Source organism: Streptomyces rimosus subsp. rimosus, assembly GCF_000720725.1.
Classification (GTDB): Bacteria; Actinomycetota; Actinomycetes; order Streptomycetales; family Streptomycetaceae; genus Streptomyces; species Streptomyces rimosus_A.
The window spans coordinates 14,792-35,420 of the sequence record NZ_JOCQ01000044.1 but is presented as its reverse complement, the minus strand read 5'-3'; the positions used below and the strand labels follow the sequence as shown (position 1 = coordinate 35,420).

At 73.3% G+C, this 20,629-nt stretch carries 17 protein-coding genes; 13 read left to right on the top strand and 4 right to left on the bottom strand.

Going from position 1 to position 20,629, the window contains the following annotated elements:
* Positions 1–316 precede the first annotated feature (316 nt).
* Positions 317–532, top strand: a complete 216-nt coding sequence (locus tag IH45_RS0122880; RefSeq protein ID WP_003986606.1) for an I78 family peptidase inhibitor — start codon at positions 317–319, stop codon at positions 530–532.
* Positions 533–652: 120 nt separating this feature from the next.
* On the opposite strand, the gene IH45_RS0122875 is transcribed toward IH45_RS0122880, so the two are convergent.
* Positions 653–1,675, bottom strand: coding sequence for a phosphatase PAP2 family protein (locus IH45_RS0122875; protein WP_030671466.1), 1,023 nt, complete (start codon positions 1,673–1,675; stop codon positions 653–655).
* Positions 1,676–1,964: 289 nt separating this feature from the next.
* Positions 1,965–3,143 (bottom strand): mannosyltransferase family protein, encoded by a 1,179-nt coding sequence (locus tag IH45_RS0122870; protein WP_030671463.1) that lies wholly within the window; start codon positions 3,141–3,143, stop codon positions 1,965–1,967.
* A 212-nt stretch (positions 3,144–3,355) separates the two neighbouring features.
* Here IH45_RS0122870 and IH45_RS0122865 point away from each other — a divergent pair, with 212 nt between their 5' ends.
* Together IH45_RS0122865 and IH45_RS0122860 are read left to right on the top strand one after the other, a co-directional pair.
* The gene (locus IH45_RS0122865; protein WP_030671459.1) at positions 3,356–4,972 is read left to right on the top strand and encodes an MFS transporter; all 1,617 of its coding nucleotides are present in this window, start codon (positions 3,356–3,358) and stop codon (positions 4,970–4,972) included.
* Positions 4,973–5,164: 192 nt separating this feature from the next.
* Positions 5,165–6,361 carry an acyl-CoA dehydrogenase family protein gene (locus IH45_RS0122860; protein ID WP_030671456.1) on the top strand — a complete coding sequence of 399 codons (1,197 nt, stop codon included), beginning with the start codon at positions 5,165–5,167 and terminating at the stop codon, positions 6,359–6,361.
* Between the two features lie 69 nt (positions 6,362–6,430).
* On the opposite strand, the gene IH45_RS0122855 is transcribed toward IH45_RS0122860, so the two are convergent.
* A complete protein-coding gene (locus IH45_RS0122855) occupies positions 6,431–6,883 on the bottom strand; it encodes a cell division protein SepF (RefSeq protein ID WP_030671453.1) in 453 nt (150 codons plus the stop codon).
* A 922-nt stretch (positions 6,884–7,805) separates the two neighbouring features.
* On the opposite strand from IH45_RS0122855, the gene IH45_RS0122850 reads away from it, so the two are divergent.
* From IH45_RS0122850 to IH45_RS0122805, 10 genes are all read left to right on the top strand, one after another.
* Positions 7,806–9,653, top strand: coding sequence for an FAD/NAD(P)-binding protein (locus tag IH45_RS0122850; RefSeq protein ID WP_030671450.1), 1,848 nt, complete (start codon positions 7,806–7,808; stop codon positions 9,651–9,653).
* An 89-nt stretch (positions 9,654–9,742) separates the two neighbouring features.
* The gene (locus tag IH45_RS0122845; protein ID WP_030671448.1) at positions 9,743–10,783 is read left to right on the top strand and encodes an LLM class flavin-dependent oxidoreductase; all 1,041 of its coding nucleotides are present in this window, start codon (positions 9,743–9,745) and stop codon (positions 10,781–10,783) included.
* Positions 10,784–10,836: 53 nt separating this feature from the next.
* Entirely contained in the window at positions 10,837–12,126 is a 1,290-nt protein-coding gene (locus tag IH45_RS0122840; protein WP_030671446.1) for an NtaA/DmoA family FMN-dependent monooxygenase, read from the top strand.
* A 4-nt stretch (positions 12,127–12,130) separates the two neighbouring features.
* Positions 12,131–12,937 (top strand): DUF1684 domain-containing protein, encoded by an 807-nt coding sequence (locus tag IH45_RS0122835; protein ID WP_030671443.1) that lies wholly within the window; start codon positions 12,131–12,133, stop codon positions 12,935–12,937.
* 253 nt (positions 12,938–13,190) lie between these two features.
* Complete coding sequence (locus IH45_RS0122830; RefSeq protein WP_030671440.1) at positions 13,191–14,108, top strand: S1 family peptidase; 918 nt, start codon at positions 13,191–13,193, stop codon at positions 14,106–14,108.
* 185 nt (positions 14,109–14,293) lie between these two features.
* Complete coding sequence (locus tag IH45_RS0122825; protein ID WP_030671437.1) at positions 14,294–15,253, top strand: slipin family protein; 960 nt, start codon at positions 14,294–14,296, stop codon at positions 15,251–15,253.
* 444 nt (positions 15,254–15,697) lie between these two features.
* Positions 15,698–16,762, top strand: coding sequence for a S1 family peptidase (locus IH45_RS0122820; protein WP_030671434.1), 1,065 nt, complete (start codon positions 15,698–15,700; stop codon positions 16,760–16,762).
* Between the two features lie 762 nt (positions 16,763–17,524).
* A complete protein-coding gene (locus IH45_RS0122815) occupies positions 17,525–18,361 on the top strand; it encodes a GNAT family N-acetyltransferase (RefSeq protein WP_030671431.1) in 837 nt (278 codons plus the stop codon).
* Positions 18,358–19,179: a lysophospholipid acyltransferase family protein gene (locus IH45_RS0122810; RefSeq protein ID WP_063763040.1), complete on the top strand. Its 822-nt coding sequence runs from the start codon at positions 18,358–18,360 to the stop codon at positions 19,177–19,179. The genes IH45_RS0122815 and IH45_RS0122810 overlap by 4 nt, the downstream gene beginning before the upstream one ends.
* Positions 19,172–19,792: a DedA family protein gene (locus IH45_RS0122805; protein WP_030671425.1), complete on the top strand. Its 621-nt coding sequence runs from the start codon at positions 19,172–19,174 to the stop codon at positions 19,790–19,792. The genes IH45_RS0122810 and IH45_RS0122805 overlap by 8 nt, the downstream gene beginning before the upstream one ends.
* Before the next feature lie 143 nt (positions 19,793–19,935).
* Here IH45_RS0122805 and IH45_RS0122800 read toward each other — a convergent pair whose 3' ends face one another.
* A complete protein-coding gene (locus IH45_RS0122800; protein ID WP_030671422.1) occupies positions 19,936–20,361 on the bottom strand; it encodes a subtilase-type protease inhibitor in 426 nt (141 codons plus the stop codon).
* Between the last annotated feature and the right edge of the window lie 268 nt (positions 20,362–20,629).

Sequence of the window (20,629 nt, the reverse complement as noted above, 5' to 3'; positions counted from 1 at the left end):
CGGCGTGCCGCCGACCGATTTCCGGACGCCGGACGGCGGGAAATCGAAGGAATAAACGGAGACTGACGGGGAATTAATTCCGGCCGCTCGGCAGGCGTGCCGCGGCGGTCTCCGGACGACGATCAAGGCCGGAATCCGGCCGACCTGGATTCCCACCCGGTTGGTGCAGTGCCGGGCTCGTTCGGGTGACGGAAACCGAACCGGACACGCGCCGTGGTCCTGTGACAGAAGTGTGACGAACGCAGGACCGGCCGGGTACCGGGGCGTGGCACCCCGGCCCTTCCACCGCCGTCGGCGGGCGCCTACGGTGGCTGCCATGGCACCCGTACCGAAGTCCCCGTTCGAACCCGACGACGACCCCGAGACCTATGTCGGGCTGGCGCGGCGGACCGCCGAGGAGCGCGCCCGCGAGCGCGGCTGGAGCACCGTCCGTTCCCTGGCGCCGGGCACGATCATCACCATGGAGTACCTGGGCGGCCGCCTGAACTTCGAGGTCAAGGACGACGTCGTGACCCGCAGCTGGAAGGGCTGAACCGCCGCGGCGCCAGCCGTGGGAAAGGCCGACGGCCCCGGCGCTCCGAGGAGGAGCGGCCGGGGCCGTCGGCCGCGGGGGAGAGGCTGTGCGTACCGTCCCCGCGGGTCTGGTCGCGGTTCAGCTGCCGCCGGTACGGCCGCGGGCCGGCGCCGGGGCCAGCGGCGCGGTGCGCGGTGCGCGGTCGGCGTGCGGCGGGCGCCGGGGGCCGGTCGGGGTGACCGGGGTGCGCTCCGAGCGGACCGTGTGCGGGCGCGGCGGGTGGTGCGGCCGGGCGTCCGCGGTGCGCGTGGCGGTGCCGGTGCGGGCGGGGCCGGCGGCTTCCCGTACGAGCACCTCGTCCTCGGGGGCGGGGCGCGGCGCGGACAGCCCGGAGCGGGCGGCCACCGGGGCGAGCGGCGCGGGGACGCGCGGCCGGCCGGTCCGCAGCCGTATCCACAGGGCCGTCAGCCGGGCCTCGGCCCACTCCACCGCGGGCTCGAACCAGGGCAGCGCGAGGAGGACCAGGAGCCCGGCGGCCCAGCCGAGCAGCACATCGCTGACCCAGTGGGTACCGAGGTAGACCGTGGTCATGCCCACGCCCAGGGCGCCGAGCGCGGCGATCACCGACAGTGCCCGGCGGCGCAGCGGCGTGGTCGCCAGGTAGGCCAGGACACCCCAGGTGACCACGGCGTTCGCGGTGTGGCCCGAAGGAAATATATCGCCGCCGAGCCACATCTCGTTGGCGCCGATGGTGGTCGCGTAGTGCGGGCCGAGCCGGCCCATGCCGAGCTTGGCGGCGCCCGCGGTGATGTTGAGCAGCAGCAGCGAGGTGCCCAGCACCAGCAGCGGGTGGAGGTTCTTCGTCCGCCAGCAGCGCCAGCCCAGCCAGGCCGCCACGGCAACCGCGGTGGGGCCGCGCTGGCCGAGCACGACGAAGTAGTCGAGGAAGGCGTGGATCTCCGGCCACTGCTTGTAAGGCCGGAAGAGCATGGCCTGCCAGTCGAACGTGACCAGCCATGAGGTGGCGAGCACGCCGACCACGATCGCCACGTACACCGCGAGCGTGCCCCCGAACAGCCACCAGCGGGTCCGGGTCATACGTGACGGTGGGCGATCGGCCGGGCGCTCCTCCATCTGGTCGAGCTTGTCATCGGTACGCACTCAATCGACGTTACCGCGTGTGATGTCGGTGCCCGGTCGAACTGTGAGCTTTGTAATGACGATGTGATGTGCAATCTGTCTCAAACGCGACTTTGGACAGTGGTTTTCCGAAGGAATTCCAGGGGCGTCCGATTACCTCTCGGGACGCTCCCGGAAGTCGCTCCGGGTGAGCCCTTTCCAATTCGCCGGAGAAGTTTATCGCCGATTCGTGCGGGTGTCGCGGTGCGTTTCCCCGGGAGGCCGTTCCCGGAGGGGAATGTTCCGTTCGGCGCGGGGGCGGCCGACGGGCTCAGGGCGGCCCCGAACCGTTCAGCCACACCGCCCCGTACACCGCCGACCCCGCGCTGACCAGGGCCGTAACCGTCCAGGCCGCCGCCGGACGCCACCGCGCCAGCCCGGCGGCGAGCGGCAGCAGCAGCGGGTAGGCCGGCATCATCAGCCGCGGCTTGGACCCGAAGTACCCCTTGGCGGTGAGCGCCAGCAGCAGGACGGTGCCGCCGTAGACGAGCAGCGGCAGCGGCTGCCCGCGGCGCGCGCCCAGCACGTACAGCCAGACCACCAGCGCGACCCCGGCCAGCAGTCCGAGGCCCGCCGGAAAGCCGAGGTCCCACAGGAACGCGGCGAAGGCCCTGCCCCCGTCGAAGCCGTTGCCCCAGCCGCCCTGGACGTCCAGATACGCGGTGAGGCTGCCCCGCTCCGCGGCCACCCACAGGAAATAGCCGCACCAGCCCAGCGGTGCCAGCAGCACGCCGAGGAGCATCCGCCGGTGGCGGCCCCACCGCGGAGCCCCGCCGGCCGGGCGGTCCCGCCACAGTGTCACCGCGGCGGTGAGCCACACCGCCGCGACCACCGCGGCCCCCACCGGCCGGGTCAGCCCCGCCAGCGAGGCCAGCACTCCCGCGGTCACCCACCGGCCGGTCAGTACGCAGTACACGCCCCACGCCGCGAGCGCGGTGAACAGCGACTCCGAATACGCCATCGACTGCACGATCCCCACCGGCAGCGCCGCCCACAGCGCGGCCAGCGCGACCCCGGCCCGCGGCCCGTGCAGCCGCTCGCCGGTCAGGTACAGCGCCCAGGCCGCGGCGAGCGACGCGAGCCAGGACACCGCCAGCCCGGCATCGGCGGCCGACAGCGGCGTCAGCGCGGACAGACCCCGCTCCAGCCACGGCAGCAGCGGGAAGAACGCCAGGTTGGAATGCACGTCCCCGTTGGCCAGCTGGACGCTGTAGCCGTAGCCCTGCTCCGCGACGCGGGTGTACCAGAGGGAGTCCCAGCGGGCGGTGAGCAGGGTGTGCCAGCTCTTGCCGTGCGCCGCGGACCAGGCGGCCAGGACGAGCACCCCCAGCGCCCGGATCGCGGCGTACGCCAGCAGTGCCGGGGCGGCCCGGCGCAGCGCGGCGCGCACGGGGCGGCCGCCGCCGTGGCCGGTCGGCGCCGGGGCGCGAAAGGGGGCAAGATCGTTCATCCGGTCGATTATCCCGCGGCCGGTACCCGCCGCCCGTCAGCGGGTATGGGAACCGCCGGGCCCTGCGATGAGCGTCTCATCGTGGGGTGAGCCACGCGTCACGTCACGCGACTCGCGTAGTCTGACGTCTCAACTCGCCCGTGCCGCCGGTTCTGCCGGAGCGCCTTCGCGCCCCGGCACGCGGCCGCGAGAGCATGACAGGAGGTACGCGAATGTCCGGGACGACCACGTCCGGCGACGAGCGGACGGCGGGTGTTCCCCGGCTTGGAGGCGTCGGCGCGGGCCGCTGGACCGTTCTGGTCGTGCTCTGCGTCAGCCTGCTGTTCGTCGCGCTGGACACCACCATCCTGTACGTGGCGGTGCCCTCGGTCACCGAGGACCTGCGCCCGGGGCCGGTGGAACTGCTGTGGATCGTGGACATCTACCCGCTGATCGCGGCGTCCCTGCTCATCCTCTTCGGCACGCTCGGCGACCGGGTGGGCCGCCGCCGCATCCTGCTCATGGGCTACGGCCTGTTCGGCGCGGCCTCGGCCGCCGCCGCGCTGGCCCCCAACCCGCAGATCCTGATGACCGCCCGCGCGCTGCTCGGCATCGGCGGCGCGATGATCATGCCGGCCACGCTGTCCATCCTGCGCCAGGTTTTTCCCGACCGGCGTGAACGGGCGGTCGCGATCGGCGTGTGGAGCGCGGTGGCCGCGGTGGGCGCCGCGGTGGGCCCGGTCCTCGGCGGCTTCCTCGTCGAGAACTTCTGGTGGGGCTCGGTCTTCCTGATCAACATCCCGATGATGGCGGTCATGGCCCTGATAGGCCGCTGGCTGCTGCCGGAGTCCCGGGGCGAGCGCAACGGGCCCTGGGACACCGTCGGCGCGGTCGTCGCGGCGCTCGGCGTGCTCGGCGTCGTCCTCGGCGTCAAGCGCATCGGCAGCGGCGAGGCGCTGATCGGCCCGACCACGCTGGGTTCGATCCTGCTCGGCACCGTGCTGCTGATCGTCTTCGTACGGCGCCAGCGCAGGCGCGCGCACCCGCTGATCGACATGCGGCTGTTCGCCCGCCCGGCCTTCGGCACCTCCGTGGGCTGCATCGTGCTGGCGATGCTCGCCCTCGTCGGGCTCCAGCTGATAGCGGTGCAGTACCTCCAGCTCGTGCTGGGCCTGAGCCCGCTGGAGACCGGGCTGCGGATGCTGCCGCTGGTCTTCTCGGCGATGGCCGCCGGGCTGACCGGTTCGAAGGTCCTCCAGGCCGTCGGACCCAAGGCGATGGTCTCGCTGGGCTTCGTGCTCACCGCGGCGGCGGTGCTCTGCCTGACCGCGATGGACGAGACGGACCGCCCCTGGCTGCTCGTCCTGGGCTTCGTGCTGCTCGGCTTCGGCTTCCAGAGCACGCTCTTCGGCGCCTACGAGTCGATGCTCAGCGAGGCCCCCGCCGACCAGGCGGGCGGCGCGGCGGCCATCGGCGAGACCTCGTACCAGCTCGGCGCCGGCATCGGCGTGGCCCTGCTCGGCAGTGTCATGAACGCCGCCTACGCCCCGGGGCTGTCCCATGTGGCCGGTGTCCCGGAGAGTGCCGCCGGTTCGGCCGCGCACTCCCTGGGGGAGGCGTACAAGGTCGCCTCGACGCTCGGCGGCCCGGCCCGGTCCGTCCTGCGCGACGCCGCGCAGGGCTCCTTCGTGCACGGGCTGCACGTCACGCTCGTCACCAGCGCCGTGCTGCTGCTGGTCGGCGCGCTGATCGCGCTGCGGCTGCCGCGCCGAGCGGCGGACGCGGGGGACCGGACCGACGGGGACGCGCACCGCGACGCGGAGCCCGCGCCCGCGAACACCGGACGGTGAGCGGCGCGGGCGTACCGGCGCGTACGGCGCTGACCGGGGCCGTCCTCCCGTACGGCGCAGGCGTACGGCGCTGACCGGGGCGTTCCCGTGCGGCGGTGGCCCTTGCCGCCGCGCCGCGGGCGGCCGTACCGTCGGAACCGGATAACTAACACCGCTAGTTTTCGGGTTCGCGCAGCCACCGGAGGCCCCGCCATGTCCGCACCCCCGTCCCCGCAGCTCCCGCCCTTCGACCCGGCCGACCCGCTGGGCATCGACGACCTGCTCTCCGACGAGGACCGGGCGGTCCGCGAGACCGTCCGCCGCTGGGCCGGCGACCGGGTGCTGCCGCACATCGCCGAGTGGTACGAGCGCGGCGAGCTGCCCGGCATCCGGGAGCTCGCCCGCGAACTGGGCTCCCTCGGCGCCCTGGGCATGGCGCTGAGCGGCTACGGCTGCGCGGGCGCCTCGCACGTCCAGTACGGCCTGGCCTGCCTGGAGCTGGAGGCGGCCGACTCCGGCATCCGCTCGCTGGTCTCCGTACAGGGCTCGCTCGCCATGTACGCGATCTGGCGCTTCGGCTCCGAGGAGCAGAAGCAGCGCTGGCTGCCGGACATGGCGTCCGGCGAGGTCATCGGCTGCTTCGGCCTGACCGAGCCGGACCACGGCTCCGACCCGGGCAACATGCGCACCCACGCCAAGCGGGACGGCACCGACTGGGTGCTGACCGGCCGCAAGATGTGGATCACCAACGGGTCGGTGGCCGGGGTCGCGGTGGTCTGGGCGCAGACCGACGACGGCATCCGCGGCTTCCTCGTCCCGGCCGGCACCCCCGGCTTCTCCGCGCCCGAGATCACCCATAAGTGGTCGCTGCGTGCCTCGGTCACCAGTGAACTCGTCCTGGACGGGGTGCGGCTGCCGGCCGACGCGGTGCTGCCCGGCGCCAAGGGGCTGGGCGGCCCGCTGCGCTGCCTGGGCCACGCCCGGTACGGGATCGTGTGGGGCTCGATGGGCGCCGCGCGGGCCAGCTTCGAGGCGGCGCTGGACTACGCCCGTACCCGCGAGCAGTTCGGCCGGCCCATCGGCGGCTTCCAGCTCACCCAGGCCAAGCTGGCCGACATGGCCGTGGAACTGCACAAGGGCCTGCTGCTCGCCCACCACCTGGGGCAGCGCTTCGACGCGGGGCGGCTGCGGCCGGAGCAGATCAGCTTCGGCAAGCTCAACAACGTACGGGAAGCGATCGAGATCTGCCGGACGGCCCGGACGATCCTGGGCGCGAACGGGATCTCGCTGGAGTACCCCGTCATGCGGCACGCGACGAACCTGGAATCGGTGCTCACCTACGAGGGCACCGTCGAGATGCACCAGCTCGTGCTGGGCAAGGCGCTCACCGGGCTCGACGCGTTCCGGTGAGCGGGGCCGGCCGGGGCCGGCGGGCTGCACGGCGCCCGCCGGCCCGGTGGGCCGGACCGGGCCCCCGGGTCAGCTCTGGTTGAAGAAGCCGCCCTCGCCGCGGCGCCGGCCGGGCTCACCGTTGAGGATCCGGTAGTCGGCCGGGGTGAGCAGGAAGACCCGGGTGGCGACCCGCTCGATGGAGCCGCGCAGCCCGAACGTCAGCCCGGCCGCGAAGTCCACCACCCGCTTGGCGTCGGCGGACTCCATGGCGGTCAGGTTGACGATGACGGGGATGCCCTCGCGGAACAGCTCCCCGATGCCGCGGGCGTCCCGGAAGCCGTCCGGGGTGACGGTGGCGATGCGGGTGCCCTGGTCCTGGGCGCTCTCCTCGGCGACCTGGACGCGCGGGTCGGTCACCCAGGGGTTGCTCCCGGTGCTGCCGGGCTCGGACCCCTCGGCGTAGTCGTCGTCGTAGTAGCGCTCGTCATCGTTGTCGTCGACGAGGCCCAGCCAGGCGCTTGCCTTGCGTACCGATCCCATTGACGCCTCCTCTCACCCGCGGTCCGTGTGTCCGCACCTCTATCGTCGTCCATGATGCGGATGCTCTGCCAAGTGGATAGCCGCCGCACGGGGGGTTCGTGACACATCTGGTGCAAAGAGGGTGGCATGGCGTCAGAACCGGGGGGAGTCGCGGAAACTGACCGTGTGAAGGCTGTCACATCGAGTGTCGGAACGTCCAGTGCCGGACCGGTACCCGGTCGTTTCCCGCTGCAAACCGGACGGAATGCGAACGGTTCGTGCGCGAACGACGCCCCGGCCGACCCCGTACGAGGGGCCGGATGAACCCGGTCGGCCGCTTGCCGGAGGCGCGGTGTTGACCGGTCTGCCGGGGCAGGCCGCGATGGGAAGAGATTTATCGACAATCTTGGTCTCCGGGCCGTGGCGGCCCGGAGGGTGCGGCGGTGCTGCGAGGGGAGGGTGCGCCGGCGGGCGCGGGTGTGTGAAGGCGCGGCGGAGGGAAGGCGGCGCGCCGCGGGCCCGGCCGGAAAGGCCGGCGGGCCGGGGCAGGGCGTCAGCTCAACAGGAGGACGACCACACACGACCGAAGTCGATGTGGTCGCGGGTGACCAGCCGCTGCCATGAGTCCATGCGGCCAAGTGGAACAGGCATCCGGTTTTCCGTCAACCGTCATGAGACGCGCTGCTCACGATCCGGACAGCCTTGACACGCGGGGCCGTTCGCCGCTTAACCTCAAGGTCCGGCTGCGCTGAGGGGCGCGGCCTGTTCCCGGCCCCGGCCGGTGTGTGAAGGCGTTCACCTCCCCCAGTGGGATCACCGCATCCACGGAGCCTTCACGCATGCCTGCGAACCACCGCGCGGCGGACGCCCCGCCGTCCCCGCGCCCCCCGCACCGTCTCCCGCTTCCCCCGGCCCCCTCCGCGCGGCGCCGGACCGGTGCCCGGTGAGACCCGCCGTCGTGCTCGTCGGCGCGGGCCCGCGCGGCACCGGCCTGGTCGAACGTCTCGCCGCCAACGCCCCCGAGCTGTACGGCACCGCCCCGCTCGACCTGCACCTGGTCGACCCCTACCCGCCCGGCGGCGGACGCGTCTGGCGCCGCGACCAGTCCCCGCTGCTGTGGATGAACTCCATGGCCGAGGACGTCACGATGTTCACCGACGCATCGGTCGAGCAGGAGGGGCCGGTACGGGCCGGGCCCTCGCTCGCCGAGTGGGCCGCCCTGGTACGTATGGGTGAGATCTCCGTGGGCCGCGAACTGCTTCCCGACATCGCCGGGTTAGGGCCGCAGGGCTTCGCCGGGCGGCAGGTGCAGAGCGCCTACCTGGAGTGGGTGTACGAGCACGTGGTGGCCGCGCTGCCGCCCGGCGTCACCGTCCACGTGCACCGCCGCCGCGCGGTACGTGTCGCGGGCCCGCGCGACGGACGGCAGCAGGTGTGGCTGGAGGGCAGCCCCACACCGCTCGTCGCCGACCTCGTCGTCCTCGCCCTCGGCCACCTCGACGCCCAGCCGCCGCCGGAACAGCGCGCGCTGACCGCCTTCGCGGCGGACCACCAACTGGCCTATCTACCGGCGGGCTTCACGGCAGACACGGACCTGGCCGGGCTGGGCCCCGGCGAGCCGGTGATCGTGCGCGGCTTAGGGCTGGCCTTCGTGGACCTGATGGTGCTGCTCACCGAAGGGCGCGGCGGTTCGTACGCACCGGGCCCGGACGGCGGGCCGGTGTACCGGCCGTCCGGCAAGGAGCCGGTGCTGTACGTCGGTTCGCGGCGCGGCATCCCGTACCACGCCAAGCTCGGCTACACCTGGCAGGGCGAACGGCCCCCACTGCCCCGCTTCTTCGGTCCCGCACAGGTCGACGCGCTGCTCGCCCGCCCGGACGGCTTCGACTTCCGGCGCGACGCCTGGCCGCTCATCGACAAGGAACTGGGCTTCGCCCACTACCACCGCCTCTTCACCGCCCACCCGGAGCGCGTCCGCGCCGACTGGACCGCGTTCGAGGAGAAGTACGCCGCCGCCGAGCCGCTCAGCGCCGAACAGCGGGAGCTGATCGCCGCCGCCGTACCCGATCCGGCGGACCATCTCGACCTGGCCGCCCTGGACCGGCCCCTCGCGGACGTCCGCTACCGGGACGCGGACGCCCTCCAAGACGGCTTACGCTCCTACATCGAGGCCGACCTCGCCCGCCGCCACGACCCCACGCACAGCCCCGACCTGGCGGTCTTCCTCGCCCTGCTGTCCGTATACGGCCAGCTCACCCGCCTCGGGGACCACGGCCCCTGGTGGCACGGCTTCTTCAGCTACCTGGCCTCCGGGCCGCCGGGGCCGCGGCTACGGCAGCTGCTCGCGCTGTCCCGGGCCGGTGTGGTGCGCTTCCTCGGTGCCGGACTCACCGTCACCGCCGACCCGGAGCGCGGGGTGTTCCGGGCCCGCGGCAGCAGCGCGCCGGGCGTGCTGGCCGAGGCCCGCGCGCTGGTGGAGGCGCGGCTCCCGGAGCCGACCGTGACGGGTACGAAGGACGCCCTGTTGCGCGGTCTGTACGACGACGGCGCCGCCTCCACCCACACCGGCCTGCTCGCCGTCGATCCCCGCGACGGCCGGGTGCTCGACCGCGCCGGCCGGCCGCACCCGCGCCGCTTCGCGCTCGGCCCGTACACCGATGCCCGCGCTTCCGGCGCCTTCGCCCGGCCCCGTACGAACGCGCCCGCCTTCCGGCAGAACGACGCCACCGCGCGCGCCCTGCTCCGGTTCCTGCGCGAGCACGCCGTACCGGAGCGGGGCGCACCGCGGTGAGAAGTTCCGCCGGCGGCCCGCAGGAGCCTTGCCCGCGCTTCCCCAGAAGTCTCGTCAGCAGTCCGCGACCAGCGACGAAAGGCCCCCACATGCCCGCATCCCCGTGCGCTCTGCGCCCCCTCCACCTCGCCTTCGCGCTCGACGGCCCGGCCCGCAGGGCCCGCCGCGGACCGCAGGCGTACGACCCGGAGCACTACGTCCGGCTGGCCCGGCTCGCCGAGCGCGGCACCCTGGACTTCGTCACGCTCGGCGACTCCTTCGCCCGGCCGGGGCCCGACGCGCTCGCCGTACTGGCCCGGGTCGCGCCCGCGACCGGGCGCGTCGGCCTGGTGCCGGCCGTCACCACCACCCACACCGAGCCGTTCCACGTCTCGACCGCGGTCAACACCCTGGACTGGGTCAGCCGCGGCCGGGCGGGCTGGACGGTGGAGGTGTCCCGGTCCCGCGCCGAGGCCCGGCTCTTCGGCCGCCGGGACGCCGCGCCCGCCGACGCGCTGTGGCGGGAGGCCGGCGAGGTCGCCGACGTGGCGGCCCGGCTGTGGGACAGCTGGGAGGACGACGCGGAGATCCGTGACGCGGCCACCGGCCGGTTCGTCGACCGCGACAAGCTGCACCACGTCGACTTCCGCGGCTCGTCCTTCTCCGTGCGCGGCCCCGCCATCACGCCCCGGCCGCCCCAGGGCCGCCCCGTCGTCGTGGTCGACGCGAGCGCGCGGGCCGCCCGGGAGGTGGCCGCGGCGCACGCGGACGTGGCCCTCGTACGGGCCGAGGACCCCGCCACCGCCGGTGACGCCCGCGCCGACCTGCGCGAACGCACCCGGGCCCTGGGCCGCGACCCCGACCGGCTGCGGGTGCTCGTCTCGCTGCCCGTCGAGCTGTACTGCTCCGGTGACGCCGTCGGGCTCGCCGACCTGATCGGCGACTGGCACGCGGACGGTGTGAGCGACGGCTTCCACCTGCGGCCCGCCGACCCGGAGCGCGACCTCGCCCGGCTCGTCGACGGCACCGTCCCGGTACTCCAGCACCGCTGCCTGCTCCGCCGCTTCTACCCGGGCGCGACCCTGCGCGAGCACCTCGGCCTGCCGCGCCCGGCCAACCGCTACGCCGCCGCCCGGAAGGTCGCACCGTGACCACGACCACCGCACCGTCCCGCGCCCCGTCCGCCGCGCCGCCCCTTCGGCGCATGCACCTGGCGGCCCACTTCCCCGGCGTCAACAACACCACCGTGTGGACGGACGCCCGCGCCGCGTCCCAGATCGACTTCGCCTCCTTCGAGCACCTGGCCCGCACCGCCGAACGCGGGCGCTTCGACTTCTTCTTCCTCGCCGAGGGGCTGCGGCTGCGCGAGCACAAGGGGCGGATCCACGACCTCGACGTCATGGGGCGCCCGGAGGCGATCACCGTGCTGAGCGCGCTGGCGGCGGTCACCGACCGGCTGGGCCTGGCCGCCACCGTCAGCGCCACCTTCAACGAGCCGTACGAACTCGCCCGGCGGCTGGCCAGCCTGGACCACCTCAGCGGGGGCCGTGCCGCCTGGAACGTCGTCACCACCTCGGACGCGTTCACCGGCGAGAACTTCCGCCGCGGCGGCTTCCTCGACCGCGCCGACCGCTACGTACGGGCCGCCGAGTTCGTCGCCACGACCCGCGCGCTGTGGGACTCCTGGCCGACGGGCGGCACCGCGCGGCCGGTCGCGCACCAGGGGCCGCACTTCAGCGTCCGGGGCGAGTTCACCCTGCCGCGCAGCCCGCAGGGCCACCCCGTCATCATCCAGGCCGGGGACTCCGCCGAGGGCCGCGACTTCGCCGCAGCCACCGCCGACGTGGTCTTCACGCGGCACAGCACCCTGGAGGCGGGCCAGGAGTTCTACGCCGATGTGAAGGCGCGGCTGGCCGTGCACGGCCGGGACGCCGACTCCCTCAAGATCATGCCGGGTGTCACCTTCGTCCTCGGCGACACCGCGGCCGACGCCCAGGAACGGGCCGCCACGATCCGCCGGCAGCAGGTCTCGCCGCAGAACGCGCTGGTCGCCCTGGAACAGGTCTGGGGCGTGGACCTGTCCGCGTACGACCCGGACGGGCCGCTGCCGGACTTCGACCCGGACCCGGACTCCCAGCTGGCCCAGGGCCGCGTCAGGATCGGCGATCCGAAGGCGGTCGCCGACCGCTGGCGGGCGCTGTCCGAGGCCAAGGGCCTGTCGATCCGGGAGACCGTGATCGAGACGACCGGGCGGCAGTCCTTCGTCGGCACGCCCGCGGCCGTCGCCGAGGAGATGGCCGCCTTCGTGGCCGGCCGCGCCGCCGACGGCTTCATCCTCATACCGCACCTGACCCCCGACGGCCTGGACGGCTTTGTGGACCGGGTGGTGCCGCTGCTCCAGGAGCGCGGCGTTCTCCGTACGGAATACGAGGGCGCCACGCTGCGCTCTCATCTGGGGCTGCCGGAACCGGTACGTCCCGCAGGAAAGGGTTGACGCCATGAGCACCACCACCAGCAGCACCGGCACGCAGGCGGAGCAGGACTGGAGGGCCTGGCACAACGAGCGCGCCGCCGAGGTTGCCCGGCCGTACGGTCCGCTCGCGCTGACAGGCACGCACTGGCTCGCCGATTCCCCGGACGGCCGGCTCGACGGCGTACCGGGCCACTGGAGCACGGACGGCGCGGCGGTGGTCCTGCGCGCAGCCGCCGACGACGGGCTCACCGTCGACGGGGCCCCGCTCGACGGCACCGTACGGCTCGGCGCGGACGGCAGCCCCGCGGCGGCCCGGGTCGCGCACGACGGCCGGCGGCTGCCGGTGCTGCACCGGGAGGGGCAGTGGGCCGTCCGCGTCTTCGACCCCGGCTCCGAGGCCCGCCGCACCTTCGGCGGCATCGACGTCTTCCCGTACGACGAGAGCTGGGTGCGGCCCGGACTCTTCCGGCCGTACCGCACGGGGCGCACGGTCGAGGTGGCCAACGCCGACGGGCAGCGGCGGGGGCTCGGCCTCGGTGGCGAACTGGCCTTCACGCTGGACGGCGACGAGCACACGCTTCAGGTCGCCGTCGAGGCGGACGGCTCGCTGTGGGCCGTCCTCGCCGACGCCACCAGCGGCACGGACAGCTACCGCTTCCGCTTCCTGCGGACCCCGGCCCCGGTGGCGGACGGCACCGTACCGGTGGACCTCAACCGCACCCTGCTGCCGCCCTGCGCCTTCGCCGACCACTTCATCTGCCCCTTCCCGCCGCCCGGCAACACCCTGCCCTTCGCACTGCGCGCCGGGGAGCGGAACCGCATCCCGGGCTGAGCCGTCCCAGTACCGACCGAGGGGGTCAACCTCCGCCCCGGCAGCGTCCGTTGCTGCCGGGGCGGGCGTGTGAACGGCCACCGTGCGGGCGTCCGAAAGCCACCCTTGCGCCCGCGGTCCCGGCCCTCGAAACTCCCGAGCAGCGCTGTCCGGGGCATGCGCGAACGGGACGTGCGGAGTCCCGCGTGCCCGCCGGGCGGTGCCGTACGGACCTGCCCACAGGCGGGTCCTTCCGATCCCCTCGGAGGTAGCAGTGAGACACGAGCGCACTACCCCCCGAAGCGGCGCGGCCAGACGCGGCCGGCTGATCGCCGTGGCGTCCGGGCTGGCCGCGATCGGCGCCATGACCCTGCCCACCGCCCACGCGGGCGAGCCCGCACCGTCCGCGGCACCCGCGACGTTCAGCGCCTCCCAGCTCGCCGCCGTCAGCGACGCCGTACGCTCCGCGGACGTCGCGGGCACCGCCTGGGCCGTGGACCCGAAGACCCACCGGGTCGTCGTCCAGGCCGACAGCCGGGTGACCCCGGCCCAGCTCGACAGGATCAAGCAGACCGCGGGCGTCAACGCCGGTGCGCTGAAGGTCGAGCGCATCCCCGGCGTGCTGCGCAAGCTGATCTCCGGTGGCGACGCCATCTACGCGCCGAGCTGGCGCTGCTCCCTCGGCTTCAACGTCAAGAAGGGCAGCACGTACTACTTCCTGACGGCCGGCCACTGCACCGACGGCAACCCGCCCTGGTACACCAACTCCTCGCACAGCACGAGCATCGGCCCGACCGCCGGTTCCAGCTTCCCGGGCAACGACTACGGCCTGGTGCGCTACAGCAACAGCAGCGTCTCGCACGAAGGCACGGTCGGCGGCCAGGACATCACCAAGGCCGGCAACGCGACCGTCGGCCAGACGGTCACCCGCCGCGGTTCGACCACCGGAACCCACAGCGGCAAGGTCACCGGCCTGAACGCCACCGTCAACTACGGCAACGGCGACGTCGTGTACGGCATGATCAAGACCACCGTCTGCGCCGAGCCCGGCGACAGCGGCGGCCCGCTCTACGCCGGCAGCACGGCGCTCGGCCTGACCTCCGGCGGCAGCGGCAACTGCCGCTCCGGCGGCACGACCTACTTCCAGCCCGTCACCGAAGCGATCAGCGCGTACGGGGTCAGCATCTACTGACCCGCCCCCACGCAGCCGGCAGCATTCCGGGCCCCCGACCGCACCCGCGGCCGGGGGCCTCGCCGGTGGCCGCGCGGCGTACGGCCGACACGGACCCTCGACCGTTCCACGGGCCGGTCATACCGTGGTGAGGGCGCACGATCCGGACGCGGGTGCGCGGGCAGATCGGACGGCAGGGGGCCGTGATGGTCGAGGAACTCGTGATAGCCGGGATCTCGCTGGCCTCGGCGGGCGCGGTGTACGTGATGGCGGCCGCGCGGGTGGTCAAGCAGTACGAACGGGGCGTCGTCCTGCGCCTGGGGAAGCTGACCTCGCCCGCGCGCGGGCCCGGCTTCACCATGATCGTTCCGGCCGTCGACCGGATGCGCAAGGTCAACATGCAGATCGTCACGATGCCGGTGCCCGCCCAGGAGGGCATCACCCACGACAACGTGACGGTCCGGGTGGACGCGGTGGTCTACTTCAAGGTCGTGGACGCCGCCGACGCGGTCGTCAAGGTCGAGGACTACCGCTTCGCGGTCTCCCAGGTCGCCCAGACCTCGCTGCGCTCCATCATCGGCAAGAGCGACCTGGACGACCTGCTCTCCAACCGGGAGAAGCTCAACCAGGGGCTGGAAGTGATGATCGACAGTCCGGCGCTGGGCTGGGGCGTGCAGATCGACCGGGTGGAGATCAAGGACGTGTCGCTGCCGGAGACCATGAAGCGGTCGATGGCGCGCCAGGCGGAGGCCACCCGCGACCGGCGGGCCCGGGTCATCAACGCCGACGCCGAACTCCAGGCGTCCAAGAAGCTGGCCGAGGCGGCGCAGGCGATGTCCGACCAGCCCGCCGCCCTGCAACTGCGCCTGCTTCAGACCGTCGTGGCGGTCGCCGCGGAGAAGAACTCCACGCTCGTCCTGCCGTTCCCGGTCGAGCTGCTGCGTTTCCTGGAGCGCTCCGGCCTCCAGGCGCAGGCGCAGACGGAGGCGTATGAGAGGCGGGAGCCCGCCGCCGTACAGGAAGCGCGGCCGGATGTCCGGCAGGAGCCGGACGCCCGGCAGGAAGTCCGGCCGGAAGACGTGCAGGACGCCCGGCCGGAAGCCGTGCCGCGCGCCGAAGCGGTCACCGGTCTGGAGGAGTTGCCGGAGGCGGAGCAGCTTCCCTGATGCGGGAGCGGAGGCCCGGGAGGCGGAGAACTGTCCTGGTGTGCGAAGCAAGTCTCCCTGCGGGGTGAATCTTCCGTGCGTCGTGCCGGTCCCCGTGGGCGAAGTCCGGCCGGGACCGTCGATTTTCGGACAGGTACGGACGGCGTCCGAGGCCGGTTCCGGCCACTCCAAAGTGTTCGTTTGGTGTCCGCACAGGGAAACGACGTGCGCGGATATCGGAACTCCGCGCGAACGGCCGGTTGATCGCTGCCCGTTCTCCAGACCGGATCTCGGTCTTGTGCGCGAGCACCGTTAATCGGAATACTCGAAACCGCGCATTGGCATGGACGCGACTTCCTGCGGCAGGCTGCGCAGGCAACTCCCGTTCCGTGTCTGTTCCTCAACACCCTCCGGGCACGCGGCCCCCCACACACCGCGGCCCATCCCCCCACGGAAGGCATTGAGTTGAAGCACCGACGGATTCCTCAGCGGCGCGCGGTCCTGGCCGGCGCGGGAGCCCTGGCCCTCGCGACCACTGCCACCCTCTCCCTGGCCAGCGCCAACGCGGCGGACGGCCCGGCCGTGAAGCAGCTGACGCCCGCCGCGGCCACCGCACTCGCGTCCCAGCTCAGCGGCCACGCGGCCGGCTCGTACTACGACGCGGCGGCCAAGAAGCTGGTGGTCAACGTCGTCGACCGGAAGGCGGCCGACGCCGTACGGGCCAAGGGCGCCGAGGCCAGAATGGTCCGGCACAGCCTCGCCCAGCTCGACGCGGCCCGGGCGACGCTCAAGCAGCGGGCCACCATCCCCGGTACGGCCTGGGCCATGGACCCGCGGGCCAACAAGGTCGTCGTCACCGCCGACCGCACGGTCTCGGGCGCGCGGCTGGACAAACTCGACAAGGTCGTCAAGGACCTCGGCAGCAAGGCCGAGCTGCGCCGCAGCAAGGGGAAGTTCTCCCCGTTCATCGCCGGCGGCGACGCGATCTGGGGGAGCAGCTCGCGCTGCTCGCTCGGCTTCAACGTCACCAAGGGCGGCCAGCCGTACTTCCTCACGGCCGGCCACTGCGGCAACGCCGTCAAGTCCTGGTCCGACAAGCAGGGCGGCCAGGAGATCGCCAGTACCGAGGACTCCAAGTTCCCGGGCAACGACTACGCCATCGCCAAGTACACCGCGGACACCGCCCACCCGAGCGAGGTGAACACCTACGGCGGCAGCCCGCAGAAGATCACCAAGGCGGCCGAGGCCACCGTCGGCGAGAAGGTCACGCGCAGTGGCAGCACCACCCAGGTGCACGACGGCACGGTCAAGGCGCTGAACGCCAGCGTCAACTACCAGGAAGGCACGGTCGAAGGGCTGATCCAGACCGATGTCTGCGCCGAGCCCGGCGACAGCGGCGGCGCGCTGTACGACGGCGATGCGGCGGTGGGTCTGACCTCGGGCGGCAGCGGCAACTGCTCCTCGGGCGGCGAGACCTACTTCCAGCCGGTCCCGGCGGCCCTGAAGGCGGTCGGCGCACAGATCGGCTGATGCCGCCCTCGGCTGACGCCGACGCGGCAGGCACCGTCATTCCGTAACGGAACGGTCCCCGGAAGCAATTGCTGCCGGGGGCCGTTTCTGTTTTCCGGACGCGGGTGGCAAAAGAATAGGAAAGAAGTCTGTGTAAATGCCGGCGGCCTGGTTCCACCGGCCGGGTAGTGGTGCGGCGGCGAGTGGGGGGCGTCGCGCCGGGCGGTCGGCAGGCTCCGGGGAATCGTTTTCACGTTGCCGGTACGGACCGTTGAAATGTTGACGGGAAAGTCATGTGACCCGCCCATTCCAAGGAGGTGTGAGGCACCTCTCAGGGATGCCGTCTTTCGGGGAAACGGCTGCTAAATGTCCAATATTATCCCTTTTTTGTGGTGCGGGCCGTGACGACTTCAGGAAGTCGGGAGCGCGTTGCCGAATTGCCGTACCGGCTTTTCCCGTTCGGCTGCCGGAACGGATTTGCCAAGCCCGTTGCGGCTGGCTCTAATGATGCATCAGCCCGGTGGCCGAAAAGATTCCGGCAGGTGCCGGTGAGCCGAGCGCCGTGCTGTTCCGGCAGGCGGCGTGAGGGCGTCCGCGCTGCCGCCCCGTGGAGGGGGCGGGGCGGCAGCGCGGACCGCGGACCGGCCCGTGGAGTTCATCCGATGGACCACGGGGGGCCCGACGAAAGTCGGGGGTCGCGGATGCCTTTCGGGCAATGTGCGGGCGGGGCGGGATTCCTAGCGTCGTAGGCGACCGGTTCCCGCACGAGGACAGGACCCCGCCATGCTGCCGACCGCCCCACCCTTCCCCGCGCCGACCACGGCTCCGGCTGCCGTCAGAGCCGCCGCACCGGTGGACAGCCGCCCCGCCTACGTCGCCTCCCTCGCCGATACGCCCGCCCGGATCCGGGCCGCGCAGCGGCTGCGGTACGCGGTCTTCGCCGAGGAGATGGGCGCCAGGCTCCATACGCCCCTGCCGGGACACGACATGGACGACTTCGACGACCTGGCGGACCACCTCATCGTCACCGAGACGTCCACCGGCGACGTGGTCGGCACCTACCGCCTGCTCCCGCCCGGCCGTACCGAACGCTCCTACGCGGCGACCGAGTTCGACCTGCGCGCCCTGCACGGCCTGCGGGCGGAGACGGTCGAGGCGGGCCGCTCGTGCGTCCACCCCGGCCACCGCTCCGGGGCGGTCGTCAACCAGATGTGGGCGGCGCTCGCGCGCTACGTCACGCTGTCCGGACACCGCTACCTGGCCGGCTGCGCCTCCGTACCGCTCGACGACGGCGGGCGCGCCGCCGCCGACGCCTGGCTGCTCGGCTCCACCCGGCACGCGTCGCCGCCCGAACTGCGGGTCCACCCGCGGCGGCCGTGGATACCCGGGCCGCCCGACGCGGCAGCGCCACCGGCCGGCGCGCCGGGCGCGGAGCGTGCGGGCGGGCCGGGCTACGCGCGGCTGCCCCCGCTGCTGCGCGGCTACCTGCGCATCGGCGCCTGGATGTGCGGAGCCCCGGCCCACGACCCGGAGTTCGGCGTCGCGGACTTCTTCGTCCTCCTGGACATGGAGCGGCTCGACGACCGCTACCGCCGCTTCTTCCTCGGGGAATCCCGGTGAACGCGTGGGCCGCCGCCTCGGCCTGCACCCCGCGCTGCGCCCGGCACACCGCCCCGCGGGTGACCGCGCCGCGCCTCGCCGGCCGCTACGCCGCGCTGGCCATGGCGCTGGCCGCGGGTGCCGCCGCGGGGGAGCGACTCGCCGACCGGCGGACCATGCGGCTCCGGGCCGCGGCGGTGCTGCGGGCGCTGGGGGTACGGGTGGAGGTCACCGTGCCCGGGGCGGCCGGTGGCCACGGCGGACCGCTCGGCGTGCCGGGCCCCCCGGGCGGTCCGGGGACGCTGATCGTCGCCGACCACATCTCCTGGCTGGACGTGCTGACGCTGCTGGCCGTGGAGCCGGTGACGGTGCTGGCCAAGCGGGAGATAGGCGGGTGGCCGCTGGTGGGGCCGCTCGCCAGGAAGGCGGGCACCCGGTTCATCGACCGGGAGGGCCTGCGCGCCCTGCCGCACGTGGTGGCGGACCTGGCGGGGCTGCTGCGCGAAGGGCGTTCCGTGCTGGTCTTCCCGCAGGGCACGACCTGGTGCTCGGCGGCGGCCGGCCGGTTCCGGCGGGCGACCTTCCAGGCGGCGGTCGACGCGGGCGCTCCCGTACGGCCGGTGACGGTTGCGTACGCCCAGCACGGCGCGCCGAGCACGGTGGCGGCCTTCCTCGGCGACGAGGGGTTCGGCAGATCGCTGCACCGGGTGGCCACGGCCGGCGGGCTCACCGTACGGGTGACCGTCCACCCGCCGCTGGAGCCCGCCGGGGACCGGCGCGTTCTGGCCGAGCGGGCCCAGCACGTCATCCGCGCGGGGGAGCCGCCCGCCCATGGGTGAGGTGCTGAACCAGGTGGTGGAGCTGCTGCGGGCGCAGCTGGACTCGCCGTGGCTGTGGGCGATCGTCTTCGGGATGGCCGGACTGGACGCGCTGCTGCCGTTCATGCCGAGCGAGACCACCGTGGTGATGGTGGCGGTGCTGCTCGGCGGCGACCTGCCGCGGCTCGCCGCGCTCGCGGCGGTGGCGGCGGCCGGCGCGCTGTGCGGGGACTGCCTGAGCCATGCGGTCGGTCGGTGGGGCGGCCCCCGGCTGACCGCGCGCCTGCTGCGTGGGGAACGCGGCCGAAGTCGCTACGCCTGGGCCTGTGCCGCGGTCGAACGGCACGCGACCTCCCTGGTGGTGGCGGCGCGCTTCCTGCCTGGTGGGCGGGTGGCGGCGGGCCTGTCCACGGGAGCGCTGCGCTTCCCGGTGCGGCGGTTCGTCCTGCTGGACGCCGTCGGCGCGAGCCTGTGGGCGGTGACGAGCACGGTGATCGGCGCGGTGGGCGGGACCCGTTTCGCCGAGGAGCCGGTCAAGGGCCTGCTGCTGGCGTTCGCACTGGCCCTCGGGCTGGTCGTCGCGCTGGGGGTGGCCCGCCGGGCCCGGGCCGCGCGGACGGCCGCGGTGCGTTGACGGCCCGTCGGGGGAGACGTCGTGGGGGCACGTCATGTCGGAACGGGGACGGCCCCCGGACATCCCTGCGGATGTCCGGGGGCCGGTGCGCGGTACGGCCGGGAGGCCGCGACGGCCGGACCGCTCAGTGGATCACCACCCGGTCAGAACTCGAAGACCAGGCCCTTGCCGCCCTCCAGTGCGCAGGGGTTGGCGAAGGTGTGCTCGTACGCGACGCGGCGGCCCTGCCAGACGCCGTTCGCCGTCACCACGACGGGGTTGTACTCCTTGGTGCACATACGGTCCGAGGCGGCCTTGGTGATCTTGTTGAAGTCACCGTTCGCGGTCCGGAGTTCGGCACAGGCGGCGCGCGCCATGGGGTGCGTACCGGTCCCGGCAGAGCTACAGCTCAGCGACACCGCGCGCTGGATGGAGGCCGTCGCGGCGGTGTCCCCGTACCCGACGGTGAGCACCAACTCGGAGGGCGCGTACAGGCTCTTCGGCGTCGCGGGCTGGGCCTCGGCCGTGGTGGCCAGGCCGCCGAGCGCGAGCGCCGCGCCGAGCGCGATCCCTCCAGTGATGTACCGCATTGTCGAACACTCCTTCGGTTGTTGTCTCGAATGCCGGACACCGAGGAGTCTGGCCGAGGCGCATCAGGAAAGCACATCGATCGGTGACTTCCAGTCGTTGGTTGAAAACTCAGCGTGGTGGCGTGAAGTCGAGTGGTGGGCGATTCGGTACGCGATGTGTGCAATGCCGTGCGGTCAGCGGGAACATGTGGGGCGCCGGGTTCCGGACGGGCCGGGCGTGCGGCGAAAAGCAGCCAACTCCTGTTGCCCAAGGGGGTGCAGGGGGCTC